The following is a 12,951-nucleotide window of genomic DNA, read 5'->3' on the forward strand; positions in this document are numbered from 1 at the left end:
GCCACTAAAAATCAATAATGATAGTCAATTCAAAATAATACTGGTACAAAAAAGCCCTGCTAAGCAGTGAGCACAGTATATACAGGCACAGGGAAAGCATCGTGCAACTCTGCTAAATCAAGCAGTACCAATGCACCAACCACTTCATGCCCCGCTGAAATACAAAGCTCATGTGCTGTGTTTAATGTTCCCCCAGTAGCCAGTATGTCATCAACCAACAATACCTTAGCGGTAGGCAAACCATCTTGCATCTCCAGCGTATCTGACCCATATTCTAAGGCATAAGATTTATTAGCAACAGGTGGCGGTAGTTTACCTTGCTTTCTAAGTAAAATAATACCTTTACCCAAACGTCCCGCCAATAAACTGGCAAATACAAACCCACGCGCCTCAATTGCTGCCAAACAATCGACCTCATCTAGCAACCCTTCTGGCAATGCTGCCAACATGGCATCAATCACTTCATTAATATGTGTCCGCAGCAGTGGCGTGATATCATAAAAGTCAATGCCTTCTTTAGGAAAGTTAGGCACAGTACGAATAATATCCCAAAAATGATGCTGATTGCTGGCTGATGACTCTGACATAAATCAATCCCTATAACATAAATACAGATAAAAATGATGGATAATCCACAACATAAACATTAAATAAATACTGTATAGCACCAGTGTATAAGAGTATAAAAGACAGACACATAAAAAATGGGCGAATCACTTTGCCCATGTTGATAAGCTGCCAACTGATGCCACTTAATTTTTTGCAGCACCAGTTTAGCATAACTTGACGCACAGATTAAGGTTAGAAATTATTTGCAAAAAATGATCATCACCAATGACGTATGCTTCTACTCTGAATTACAAAAAAGCGATAATATGCTAAAATAGTTTTATACGAGATTGGATACGATATTTGTTTGAGCTAAATAGCCAAATAATTGCTATAAATAGCTACTGCCTATCAATCTACCCATAGGATTGAGCCATAAAGCAGCAATATTTATCCTATCATTCTCGTTTCTTAAGTTAATAAAGGAAATGGTTGTATGAAGAAGTATGAATGCATCGTCTGTGGTTGGATATATGATGAAGAATTGGGCTGCCCTGAAGAAGGCATAGCACCAGGTACAAAATGGGAAGATATCCCTGATGACTGGACTTGTCCTGAGTGTGGCGTGGGTAAACTTGATTTTGAGATGATGGAAATATAATCCACCGCTTTTAACAATGACATTTTTAATCATGGTAGTTTTAAATAGTAGTTTTGATGCGAACCCACATGTTTAAATAACAAGTATTTAAATAAAACGTGTTGTACGTAAATCATACAATATACAATTTGGATAAAACCTAGCTTTTACTAGATAACTTACTCTATATAAAAGGGTGCATATTTAATATTGCACCCTTTTTTTATGTCTATTATTCTTTTATACTCAAATGACTCATATACCAACTGATTAAGCATTTACCATGTCTACAGACAATGACTCAACTCAAACCACAAGCTGGGATAATACTAGCAATCACTCAAACTTGCCTTCAGGTTGGGATAAATTAGCAAAATTTGACTGGCAACCCTCAGCACTGTGCCCACAGATGTATTCCTGCTTCATTGATATAGATGATGAGCTGTCTTTGTGTGTCGAGGCAGGTGGTCATCCCAAAAACCCTGCCATCATTCTAATCATGGGGCTAGGCTCACAGTTGGTATTTTGGCCCAATGAATTTATTGAGCGACTCATCGCCGCAGGGTTTTTTGTGGTACGCTTTGATAATCGTGACATGGGCTTATCTACCAAGATAGACCTTGGTCATCATGAAAATCTTAGTGTGATGAAAATGATGTTGCGCTTGCAAGTTGGATTAAGCAATCAAGATGCTAAAGTTGCTTATCATTTAACCCATTTAGCTGATGATACCGCCAAGCTTATTAAGCGTCTAGACTTAGATGAAGTCAATTTGGTCGGTGCGTCTATGGGGGGTATGGTGGCACAAATTACTGCTGCTGGGTATCCACATTTAGTACAAAAATTAGGGCTATTATTTACCACCAATAACCGCCCATTTTTGCCTACGCCCAAACCACGTCAACTGTATACACTATTTAAAAAACCTGACAGCCCTAAGCGAGAGGATGTGGTTCGTCATGGGCAATGGTTTTCAGATGTGGTCGGCAGCCCAGGTCATATTGACCAGCAACGCAATATTGAAGCCGCTCAACTACGTTATCAACGTAATTATCGACCCAAAGGCACAGTACAACAGTTGCATGCCATCTTAGGCACAGGCTCTATAGCCAGCTATAGCCAAAAAATTACTGCTCCTACTTTGGTGTTACATGGCAGTAAAGATGGGTTATTGCCACCTGCACATGGTCGACAAGTCGCTGCTGATATTCCTAATGCGCGCTTTGAGCTGATTGACGGCATGGGACATGATTTACCACTATACTATCTGCCCTTTATTGTGCAAAGGCTACAACGTCACTTTATGAGTTATTAAGCCAGACAAAATAACTTTTTATTGCCGTCTAATAGCAACCCTATTTACACCTGTGTCATCTCACTGACATATCTTGGCTTTATCTTAATATAATATTCCTTAGTTTTTTATAATATCTTTATGCTACATGGCTAAACTCATTTAAGTATCATCTTAAGCAAACTATAATAAAAGATATGGCAAATTATAAAGTCCGTAAAAAATCCTCTAAATATGCCAGCTTTATGCAAGCATATAAAGTCAACACCCCAAAATATAAGTTTTATGTCGAGCGGGGTGGTGAGCGTGATAAACCTGTTATTTTGTTAATCATGGGACTAGGCGCACAATCACTGGCATGGTCAAACTTATTTTGTAAACGCTTGATTGAATCAGGCTATCACGTTATTCGCTTTGATAATCGTGACATAGGAAAATCCAGCAAATTAAAGCACAAAAACTCGCTGCTAAAAAAAAATCAACCCCTCAACAAACAGCTAAAACTCATCTCTCGCTTTAAACTTGGTCTTCCCCTACCCTTAAATACTGATGATATTCCTTATAATCTTTATGCAATGGCAGAAGATGTCAATCAACTGCTAACTGCACTAAAAATAGAATCTTGTCATGTATTAGGTATGTCGATGGGCGGTATGATTGCGCAAATTTTGGCAGCAAACTATCCGCATCGAGTACAAAAATTAGGACTATTAGCCACCAGTAACAATCAACCTTTTTTACCACCACCACATTTACAAGCCCTAAAAGCCTTGCTGGCACCCATGCCAAATAAAAAAGACACCAAGGCGATTATTGAAAAAAAAGTTGAGTTATTACGTAGTATCGGCTCGCCTGCCTATTTTAATGAATACACCACTCGCAAACATGCTGCCATCCTACACAATAGAAAGTTTTATCCCAAAGGCGTAACAAGGCAGCTATTAGCCATATTGGCAACTGGCTCACTGCTGACAATTGACCAAAAAATCACTCAACCCACGTTAATCATTCATGGAGAAAAAGATAGACTGCTGCCCCCTGCACATGCCCGTGCCCTTGCCAAAGCCATCACTCATGCCAAGCTACAAATGATTCCTGAATTAGGGCATGATATCCCCTTAGTTTTAACTCGATATTTAGCCGATAACTTTGCCATTCATTTTGCTGCGTATGATGATATTGAAGGTGATAGTATCTATCCTCTAACAAAAAAATAACAAGCCACCTTATTCCAAAAGCGGCTATTTAATCCATAAAAAAACTCTAGCATTAAGCTAGAGTCTTTTAATAACTATATTTTAAGAACTATAGCTGCTGCTTTATCATACATACTTGATAACCCTTGATAGCCTTTTGCGCTATCATCAAGTTAATCACGCAGCTTTATAGTATCTTTTTTATAGAATATATTTATAGAACTTCTGCTGTGTCAGTTACTACTTCATTCAAAACCCATACTGGTTTGACCACACCTTTTAGTTTATCAGTAACCGTTTCTTGACGCACATCTAGCAGATAACGGTGACCTGGTTGATAAGTGAAGCCTTGGATATCACTATGTAGGGTATTGAAATTCTTTTGGAATGGCTGACGATATTGCAGACATTCTGATTCAGTCACACCACCATCAGTGGTTGGTACTTGACAAACTGCTTTACGAGGCGCAATTTCAACTTGGAAGCTTGGAATATTGACTACTTTAACTATCTGTGGCTCACCGTCAACCATAAGTACACGTTGGTCGTTCAGTCCCATGCTTGAACAACCAGCTAAAGTCATGCTTGTTAAAATTGCGGCAATGGCTAATTTTTTCATAATATCCTCTTTAAGTTGTGAATTGTGGTTTAAAATTAATTATATTGCTTTTATAGTTAAACTTCAGTATAAGCAATCTCTCAATCTTGTATAAAGTCTCTTGTATTAAGTTTAAGCATTCTGCTATTTAGATCAGAACTTTTAAAACACTTCAATTTTAATTAATGATTAAACTTTCCAAAAGATTATACAAGGACGTAACAGTTTCAATCTATGTTATCTTTGTAACGTATCGTAAGATAAATAATAGATAACATAACTTTTACTTAACTACTGAAACACGCCAGCTACCTATGAATTAACTGCGATAATCTGCATTAATCTTAATATAGTCATAGGATAAATCACAAGTATAAACCGTATCCTCGTAGTCGCCTCGTGCCAAATCCACCTTAATAACAATCTCAGGGCGTGACATTGCAGCCTGCCCACGCTCTTCTGTGTAATCTTCAGCTATTTGCCCACGCTCACAGATATTTACCTCATTTAGGCTCACAGAAACATTATTTTGATCCAGCCCTTCTACTCCAGCATAGCCAATGGCTGCCAATAAACGACCCCAATTAGGATCACTGGCAAAGCAGGCAGTTTTTACCAAAGGTGAATGCGCTATTGCATACGCCACATCACAACATTCTTGCTGAGTTGCACCACCACACACATTCACACTAATAAACTTTGTTGCCCCTTCGCCATCACGAACAATCAGTTGCGCCAAACGCAAAAATACGCGTGCCAATGCCTCATACAATGCTTGATAGTGAGGATGCCTATCTGAATCAATGACACCAGTATTCGCTTTTGCAGTGGCTAATAACACACAACAATCATTGGTTGAAGTATCACCATCAACAGTAATTCGATTAAATGACTGCTGTGTTAAGCTGCTAAGCATCTGTTGTAGCAATGGCTGAGTAATATTAGCATCAGTAGCAATAAAGCCCAACATGGTTGCCATATTGGGACGAATCATACCCGCCCCTTTTGACATACCAGTAATGTGATAGGTCGTACCATCAACTGCTACTTGCTCACTGGCAAGTTTGGCAATAGTATCAGTTGTACGAATGGCATTTGCCCCTACCTGCCAATTTGCCACATTTAAATTAGCCAATGCAGCATCTAATCCAGCAATGAGTGCATCGGTATTTAATGGCTCACCAATCACCCCAGTAGAAAAAGGCAATATATTTTGTGCGCTGATACTTTCATCTAGTCTTTCTGCTAATGACTCACAGGTCAACTGTGTCCGTTTGATACCTTCTCTTCCTGTGCCTGCATTGGCATTGCCCGTATTAATAAGTAAATAGCGTGGCTGATAATTAGCTATATGCTTACGCAATACTTGCACAGGAGCAGCACAAAAGCTGCTTTGTGTGGTCACAACCGCACAGCTCGTTTTTTCAGCAAGCTCAATCACTACCAAATCATTACGATTTTTATAGCGCACACCGGCAGCAGTCACACCAATTCTTACACCATCAATCTCATAAATCGTCTCAGGATTCGCAACATTTCCTACTGGCATAACAGTAACCTTCTTATCAATTAAATAGTTAAAGTGTTTTTCTATAACACATAAATAAATATCATAATATCAAACAGCTATCACTTTAATAGTCAATATTATAGTGATAGCTGTTTTATAAAGCCCATACCACCAATTTAATTAGTCATTGGATGCAGAAAAATCAAATGCAGCCCAAATCGGAGCATGATCAGATGGCTTTTCCATCGCTCGTAGCTGATAACTAATACCTGCATCTTGACAAGAATCTTTAAGATTTGGGGTACACAAAATATGGTCAATACGAAGCCCACGTTTAGGCTCATCATTAAAACCACGACTGCGATAATCAAACCAGCTTAACGCATCACTGTCAGGATAATGTAATCGATAAGTATCATAAAGTTCTCGTGACATCAAACTAGCATACCATTCACGCTCTTCGGGCAAAAATGAGCATTTTTCTGTCTTTAGCCAGCGTTTGGCATTCACCTCTCCAATACCAACATCAATATCTTGTGGCGCAATATTCATATCGCCCATGACAACCAACGACCGCCCTTCTGCAATTAGCCCATCGATATAAGTCATCAGACTGGCATAATATGCCCGCTTCATCGGAAATTTGGTCTCATGGTGGCGATTTTCTCCTTGCGGAAAATATCCATTTAACACATCGATTTCTTGCCCATCAAATTCATAACGAGCATGGATAAACCGCTTTTGCGTGTCCTCACTATCTTCTGGAAAGCCTTTGTGCACAAAAATAGGCGCTATTTTCGACAGCAAAGCTACTCCATAATGCCCTTTTTGACCAAAATATTCGACATGATAACCAAGTGACTCAACTTGGCTTAAAGGAAACTGCTCATCATGAACTTTTGTTTCTTGTAATCCAATCACATCAGGGTCTATCACATCTCGAAGTGCCTCTAACTGATGTTGACGTGCACGAATACCATTGATATTAAAACTAACAAAACGCGGCATAACACTTCCTATAAGAATATACTAAAAACTTGTCTTGAGTGGACTATAAAATACAGACAGGCGTTATAGAAACTCTATAACGCCATCTAAACAATAAATTTTAGGATAATCAATTAAACTTGAGTTTGATTGGCAAATTGCTCACGCATGGCTTTTTTATCATGCTTACCAACAGAAGTTTTTGGCATCTCATCAACAAATATATACTGCTCGGGCACACCATACTTTGGAATCATACCTTTTTGTGCTGCTTGCTCAGCAATGGCTTTGATGTCTTTTTGCTCCGTCTGCTGATGCTCAGGTTTAAGTACAATAATCGCCAAAGGTCGCTCACCCCATTTTTCATCATACACACCGATAACAGCAACATCAGCAACCGCAGGATGCAAGGACAAAATGGTCTCAATCTCAAGCGATGATATCCACTCACCACCTGATTTAATCACATCTTTTAAGCGGTCAGTAATGCGAATATAGCCATCTTGACGAATATTGGCGATATCTTGGGTGTGCATATACCCGCCTTCCCAAAGCTCTTGACCTGCATCTTCATTTTTAAAATAGCTTTGGGTCAGCCACGGTGCACGTAATACCAACTCACCCGTTTGTTTACCATCACGAGGTAACAACTGATTATCTGAGTTCCAAATATCTGCCTCTACCATAATCACAGGTTGACCTGTCATACAGCGGCGATTGATGTCCTGCTCGGTATCCATCTGTGGCTCATTGATGGCAAAACTACTTAAGCTAATCAAAGGTGCCGTCTCCGACATACCATAACCAGTATATACCTCGATGTTTTGAGCCAATGCAGCTTTAGCAAGCCCCTCAGTCAGTCGTGAACCACCGATAATCATTTTCAGACCACCGAAATCTTCTGCACGGCTCTGCCCTTCTTGTAACAACATCTGCAAAATGGTTGGCACACAATGAGTCAAAGTGACTTTTTCATTTTGAATCAAATCAAACAATACATCAGGTGCATAACGCCCCGGATAGACTTGCTTCAGCCCTACCATGGTTGCGGTAAATGGAAAACCCCACGCATGTACATGGAACATGGGCGTCAACGGCATATACACATCGCCATAGCTTAGACCTTGTTTTTGTGGCAATACCCCTATTGAAGCCGCCTCAGTTAAGGTATGTAGCACTAACTGGCGATGGCTAAAGAAAACACCTTTGGGATTACCTGTCGTACCAGAGGTATAAAAAGTACTGGCAATGGTATTCTCATCAAAATCAGCAAATTCAAATTCATCACTGGCAGCCTCTAATAACGCCTCATATTCTCCCACCACACGTTTTTGATTGTCACCAAAAATCCCCTCACTACTCACCCCATTATCATCTAGCCAAATAATGTGCTCTATCGAGGAGTTTTCAAATTGGTAATTTTTGACCAAAGGCGCAAACTCAGAATTTAACAATAATACTTTAGGTTTGGCATGGTTGATGGTATATAAAATCTTCTCAGGAGATAAACGAATATTTACTGTTTGAATAATGAATTCAGACATGGGAATGGCAAAATAGGACTCTAAATAGCGATGGCTATCCCAATCCATCACTGCCACCACATCGCCTTTTTGCAAATTCAAATCTGCCAATACATTCGCCAGTTTATTGATACGTAAAAACAAATCGGCATAAGTCATGCGTTTTTTGTTGGCATAAACTATCTCTTGGCTAACAGAGACTTGACGGGCACGATTTAATAATTGTTTTATAATTAAAGGGAAATTATAAGCTTCTGGGGCTGCGGCATAAAGATTTGACATAACGAGACGACTTCCTTATATGATATGAATTTAACAAATTTAGTAATAATAAAGTAGTAATAATAAATTTTAATTATTATAAACATACACATTATTTATGTTATTGAAAAACAGCCCAGTTGTAAAGATAAGCCGTCTTTATATTATGGTAACAGTCGTTGTATGTGCCATGTATCATTTTGCTTACCGTATGTATAAAGGATACGGTCATGCATACGATTGGCTCGACCTTGCCAAAATTCAACTGCCTCAATCATCAGCTCATACCCACCCCAAAACTCAGGTCTTGGTACAATGCTGCCTTGTGGATATTGTGCCTTTAAGTCTGCAAATTTTTGTTCCATCTGTTCACGACTGGCAACCACGCCACTTTGCGGCTCACTCACCCAAGCTGCCAATTGGCTATCGTGAGGGCGTTTATGATAATAGTCATCTGACTGCTGTGCAGGCAGTTTTTTTATGGCACCACGAATACGTACCTGACGCTCAAGCTTATGCCAAAAAAACATTGCTTCTGCTTTTGGATTGACTGCCATATCTTGTGCTTTAGCACTCAGATAGTTAGTATAAAATAGCAAACTATGTGCTGTTAAGTTACGCATCAATACGATACGTACTGACGGCATACCATCTTCTCCACACGTTGCCAAACTCATGGCGTAAGGCTCATTAACGTCTTGCTCTACGGCAGTATCAATCCACTGCTGTAAAAGCTCATAGGCAGTATCTGGTAGATTATCTTCATCGAGTTTGTCTTTTTCATAAGACATCCTGTGACTGGTAAAATCAATACTCATAATGTGCCTAATCCTCACTCATCTCAAGTTCAATTTTCATTGCCAGTTCTTCTGCAAGCTGCTGACAATATGCCGCATCATCAGACTCTATCATCACTCGTATCACAGGCTCAGTACCAGACAAACGAATCAATAACCGCCCTTTTCCCTCTAAACTTGCTGATGCTTCATTAAATGCTTTGACCAATTCTGGATAATCATAAGGATCACGTTTTTTATCCAAACGTACATTAATCAGCGTTTGTGGCAACACATCAAAATCTGCTGTTAACTCACTCAAAGATTTGCCAGTTTGTGCCATGACTGCCAATACCTGCATCGCTGCCACTAAAGCATCGCCAGTGCGGCTTTTATCCAAACATAAGATATGTCCAGATGGTTCACCACCTAATATCCAGCCTTGCGCTTCAAGCCCCTGCATCACATAACGATCACCTACTTTTGCCCGATCAAATGGAATACCTGCTGCTTGCAGTGCCAACTCTAGACCCATATTACTCATCACTGTACCCACAACACCAGCAACCTTAGTCTCAGCTTGAGTAGCTAGGACATACAAAATACCATCACCATCGACAAGCTGACCTTGCTCATCAACCATAATGATACGATCCCCATCACCATCTAAAGCAATCCCAAGATTAGCTTTATTTTCTAATACCGCTTGCTGCAACGATTTGGGGTGGGTTGAGCCACATTCATGGTTAATATTAACCCCATTTGGCGTATTATGAATGGCAATAACCTGTGCACCGAGCTCTGCTAACACCCGAGGCGCAACGCTATAGCCTGCACCATTGGCGCAATCAATCACAATTTTAAGATGCGACAAGTCATATTGATAAGGAAAAGTCCCTTTACAAAACTCAATATAACGTCCTTTAGCATCGTCAATACGATGATTTTTACCCAGCAGTGCAGGATCAGTAATATCAATCACTGCCGTATTACCACTTCTTTTTGACTCTAAAAGCACATCAAGCTTTTTATTAATGGTATTTTGCATCGCATCAGGCAGTTTTTTACCGTCACCAGTAAATAGTTTGATGCCATTATCTTGATAGGGATTATGTGAGGCAGAGATGACCACGCCAGCATCAGCATGAAAGCTACGAGTAATATGCGAGATGGCAGGGGTTGGTAGTGGACCTGTCATGTGCACATCAACACCAGCAGCATTAAATCCTGCTTGCAATGCTGCCTCGATCACATAACCAGATAAACGCGTATCTTTACCAATGACGACGCTGGGTTTACGCTCAGGGTGAGTATTTTGTTCAACCAATACCTGACCTGTGACATAGCCTAGCTTTAAGATAAAATCAGGTGTGATTGGAAACACACCAAACTGTCCTCGAATACCATCTGTACCAAAATAACCCATGTGTTACCAGTCCTTTTTATTTATCACGTAATTGAATATATTGACTAAAAGTATAAACCCACACAGTATATGGGTCTAGTAATTTTTGTTACCTCCCATGCCCTATTTTTCAGCCTTTATATACTTTTACAATCACCATCATTAATTATATAAAATTACTTCTATGATAAAATAATAGCAATAAATACTAGAAGTTATAGAGCCATAGGCTAAAAATGGTCAATCAAAAAATCAATACTTATGCTTATAAACTCGGTTTTATACCCAATTTAGATGATTGGTTAACAGAATTAAGAACACTTATTAATAATTACAGCAAAAATACTAAGAAAAAAATATTAAGTCCTGCACAAAAAAAAGTCTTTTTAGCCAGCATTGATGCCTTATTCTTTTTGTATAACAATGGTACTTATTATGAAGTAGATAAAGAGAATAAAGCGAAAATTTCAGCCATAAAAAATGAATTAATCCACTTCTTTGACACTCAAGATTGGAATGAAGAAGAGCAGGAGCTTTTATATCAAGTTTATTTACATTCGTTTTAATGATATTCCTAAACCTTTTCTGTCAATTTAACAAACCTATACACAAAAAAAGCAGCCACTATCTTTTAATGGCTGCTTGTATTTTTCTACCCTCAAGCAAATTAACAACCTATTAATTGCTACGATGGTTAACGATGGTTAATTGATACGATAGTTTGGCGCTTCTTTAGTAATCTGCACATCATGCACATGTGACTCTTTCATACCTGCTGAAGTCACTTTAATAAACTGCGGCTTGGTACGCATATCAGTGATGGTCGCACAACCTGTATAGCCCATTGAAGAACGTAGACCACCGACAAGCTGATTAATAATACCATTGACAGGTCCTTTATAAGGTACACGACCTTCGATGCCTTCTGGTACAAGCTTTTCTACCCCATCTTTGGCATCTTGGAAGTAGCGATCTGATGAACCATTTTGTCCCGACATCGCTCCTAAGCTGCCCATACCACGATAAGCCTTGTAATAACGACCTTGAAACAGCTCAACTTCACCTGGTGCTTCTTCTGTACCTGCCAGCAACGAACCAACCATAATACAAGATGCCCCCGCTGCAATGGCTTTTGCCATATCACCTGAGAAGCGAATACCACCATCAGCAATCAAAGGAATGCTGTCTTTTAGGGCAGTTGCCACGCTATCAATAGCAGATATTTGTGGCACACCGATACCCGCAATGATACGGGTGGTACAAATAGAACCAGGACCAATACCAACTTTTACCGCATCTGCACCTGCATCACGCAATGCTTTTGCCGCATCACCAGTGGCAATATTACCACCAATCACTTGAATATGTGGGTAGTGCTTCTTCACCCAAGCCACTCTATCAATAACGCCTTTTGAGTGACCATGCGCTGTATCGACAACGATGATATCAACCGCCGCATCAACCAACGCTTCAACTCGAGCTTCCGTATCTGCACCTGTACCAACCGCTGCACCAACACGCAAACGACCTTGTGCGTCTTTACAAGCATTGGGGTTGTTTTCTGCTTTATTAAAGTCATTGACCGTAATCAAACCTTTTAAACGAAAGTCATCATCAATCACCAATACTTTTTCAATACGATGCTCATGCAACAGCTTTTTGATATTCTCATTGGTTTCGCCCTCTTTGACTGTCACCAATTTTTCTTGTGGGGTCATCACATTGCTGACTGGTTGCGTTAAATTGGTTTCAAAACGTAAGTCTCGATGGGTCACAATGCCCACCACTTTATCACTACCCGCTTCGATTACAGGCACACCAGAGATGTTATTTGTCTTAGTCAGATGCAACAGCTCACCCACACTCATATCTGGCGTCACAGTAATGGGATCAACCACAGTACCCGCTTCAAATTTTTTCACACGCCGTACTTGCATCGCTTGTTTGGTGATGTCCATATTTTTATGTAAAATACCGAGCCCACCAAGTTGAGCCATGGTAATTGCCATTTCAGACTCAGTCACCGTATCCATGGCAGCAGAAATAACAGGTAAGTTTAAAGAGATTTCTTTGGTTAAACGGGTGCTCAAATCTGCTGTTTTTGGTAACACTTCAGAATAGGCAGGCAATAATAAAACATCATCAAAGGTCAAAGCTTCATCAACAATACGCAACATACATACCCCTTGGTACAATCGTGATCAAAATTGTG

The 12,951-nt window shown here is 39.7% G+C and carries 12 protein-coding genes; 4 read left to right on the top strand and 8 right to left on the bottom strand.

What is annotated here, in order from left to right:
* Positions 1 to 59: 59 nt before the first annotated feature.
* Positions 60 to 587 carry an adenine phosphoribosyltransferase gene (locus FHK89_RS05440; protein WP_230657713.1) on the bottom strand — a complete coding sequence of 176 codons (528 nt, stop codon included), beginning with the start codon at positions 585 to 587 and terminating at the stop codon, positions 60 to 62.
* A gap of 458 nt (positions 588 to 1,045) precedes the next feature.
* Here FHK89_RS05440 and FHK89_RS05445 point away from each other — a divergent pair, with 458 nt between their 5' ends.
* The 3 genes from FHK89_RS05445 to FHK89_RS05455 all read left to right on the top strand — a co-directional run bounded on the left by FHK89_RS05445 (position 1,046) and on the right by FHK89_RS05455 (position 3,700).
* Entirely contained in the window at positions 1,046 to 1,210 is a 165-nt protein-coding gene (locus FHK89_RS05445; protein WP_230657716.1) for a rubredoxin, read from the top strand.
* 262 nt (positions 1,211 to 1,472) lie between these two features.
* Positions 1,473 to 2,504, top strand: coding sequence for an alpha/beta fold hydrolase (locus FHK89_RS05450; RefSeq protein WP_230657720.1), 1,032 nt, complete (start codon positions 1,473 to 1,475; stop codon positions 2,502 to 2,504).
* Between the two features lie 176 nt (positions 2,505 to 2,680).
* Positions 2,681 to 3,700 (top strand): alpha/beta fold hydrolase, encoded by a 1,020-nt coding sequence (locus FHK89_RS05455; protein WP_230657722.1) that lies wholly within the window; start codon positions 2,681 to 2,683, stop codon positions 3,698 to 3,700.
* A gap of 193 nt (positions 3,701 to 3,893) precedes the next feature.
* On the opposite strand, the gene FHK89_RS05460 is transcribed toward FHK89_RS05455, so the two are convergent.
* The 6 genes from FHK89_RS05460 to glmM all read right to left on the bottom strand — a co-directional run bounded on the left by FHK89_RS05460 (position 3,894) and on the right by glmM (position 10,760).
* Positions 3,894 to 4,298 carry a DUF4377 domain-containing protein gene (locus tag FHK89_RS05460; protein WP_230657724.1) on the bottom strand — a complete coding sequence of 135 codons (405 nt, stop codon included), beginning with the start codon at positions 4,296 to 4,298 and terminating at the stop codon, positions 3,894 to 3,896.
* A gap of 298 nt (positions 4,299 to 4,596) precedes the next feature.
* On the bottom strand, positions 4,597 to 5,826 hold the full coding sequence (gene argJ, locus FHK89_RS05465) for a bifunctional glutamate N-acetyltransferase/amino-acid acetyltransferase ArgJ (RefSeq protein WP_230657726.1): 1,230 nt from the start codon (positions 5,824 to 5,826) through the stop codon (positions 4,597 to 4,599).
* Between the two features lie 141 nt (positions 5,827 to 5,967).
* Complete coding sequence (gene xthA / locus FHK89_RS05470; protein WP_230657728.1) at positions 5,968 to 6,795, bottom strand: exodeoxyribonuclease III; 828 nt, start codon at positions 6,793 to 6,795, stop codon at positions 5,968 to 5,970.
* Between the two features lie 113 nt (positions 6,796 to 6,908).
* The gene (locus FHK89_RS05475) at positions 6,909 to 8,579 is read right to left on the bottom strand and encodes a fatty acid--CoA ligase (RefSeq protein ID WP_230657730.1); all 1,671 of its coding nucleotides are present in this window, start codon (positions 8,577 to 8,579) and stop codon (positions 6,909 to 6,911) included.
* A 143-nt stretch (positions 8,580 to 8,722) separates the two neighbouring features.
* Positions 8,723 to 9,370: a pyridoxamine 5'-phosphate oxidase gene (gene pdxH, locus FHK89_RS05480; RefSeq protein WP_442966563.1), complete on the bottom strand. Its 648-nt coding sequence runs from the start codon at positions 9,368 to 9,370 to the stop codon at positions 8,723 to 8,725.
* Between the two features lie 13 nt (positions 9,371 to 9,383).
* Positions 9,384 to 10,760: a phosphoglucosamine mutase gene (glmM, locus tag FHK89_RS05485; RefSeq protein ID WP_230657733.1), complete on the bottom strand. Its 1,377-nt coding sequence runs from the start codon at positions 10,758 to 10,760 to the stop codon at positions 9,384 to 9,386.
* A 215-nt stretch (positions 10,761 to 10,975) separates the two neighbouring features.
* Here glmM and FHK89_RS05490 point away from each other — a divergent pair, with 215 nt between their 5' ends.
* Positions 10,976 to 11,305: a hypothetical protein gene (locus tag FHK89_RS05490; protein ID WP_230657734.1), complete on the top strand. Its 330-nt coding sequence runs from the start codon at positions 10,976 to 10,978 to the stop codon at positions 11,303 to 11,305.
* Positions 11,306 to 11,443: 138 nt separating this feature from the next.
* Here the strand turns inward: FHK89_RS05490 and guaB are convergent, their stop codons facing one another.
* Positions 11,444 to 12,916 carry an IMP dehydrogenase gene (gene guaB, locus FHK89_RS05495; protein ID WP_230657735.1) on the bottom strand — a complete coding sequence of 491 codons (1,473 nt, stop codon included), beginning with the start codon at positions 12,914 to 12,916 and terminating at the stop codon, positions 11,444 to 11,446.
* Positions 12,917 to 12,951: the final 35 nt, after the last annotated feature.

The sequence above is a fragment of the Psychrobacter sp. I-STPA10 genome (assembly GCF_021012795.1).
GTDB lineage: Bacteria > Pseudomonadota > Gammaproteobacteria > Pseudomonadales > Moraxellaceae > Psychrobacter.

Coding starts and splice junctions, on each gene's coding strand:
- FHK89_RS05440 (WP_230657713.1), bottom strand. CDS start 587: ATGTCAGAGTCATCAGCCAGCAATCAGCATCATTTTTGGGATATTATT.
- xthA (WP_230657728.1), bottom strand. CDS start 6,795: ATGCCGCGTTTTGTTAGTTTTAATATCAATGGTATTCGTGCACGTCAA.
- guaB (WP_230657735.1), bottom strand. CDS start 12,916: ATGTTGCGTATTGTTGATGAAGCTTTGACCTTTGATGATGTTTTATTA.
- FHK89_RS05490 (WP_230657734.1), top strand. CDS start 10,976: ATGGTCAATCAAAAAATCAATACTTATGCTTATAAACTCGGTTTTATA.
- FHK89_RS05460 (WP_230657724.1), bottom strand. CDS start 4,298: ATGAAAAAATTAGCCATTGCCGCAATTTTAACAAGCATGACTTTAGCT.
- FHK89_RS05450 (WP_230657720.1), top strand. CDS start 1,473: ATGTCTACAGACAATGACTCAACTCAAACCACAAGCTGGGATAATACT.
- FHK89_RS05445 (WP_230657716.1), top strand. CDS start 1,046: ATGAAGAAGTATGAATGCATCGTCTGTGGTTGGATATATGATGAAGAA.
- argJ (WP_230657726.1), bottom strand. CDS start 5,826: ATGCCAGTAGGAAATGTTGCGAATCCTGAGACGATTTATGAGATTGAT.
- FHK89_RS05475 (WP_230657730.1), bottom strand. CDS start 8,579: ATGTCAAATCTTTATGCCGCAGCCCCAGAAGCTTATAATTTCCCTTTA.
- glmM (WP_230657733.1), bottom strand. CDS start 10,760: ATGGGTTATTTTGGTACAGATGGTATTCGAGGACAGTTTGGTGTGTTT.
- FHK89_RS05455 (WP_230657722.1), top strand. CDS start 2,681: ATGGCAAATTATAAAGTCCGTAAAAAATCCTCTAAATATGCCAGCTTT.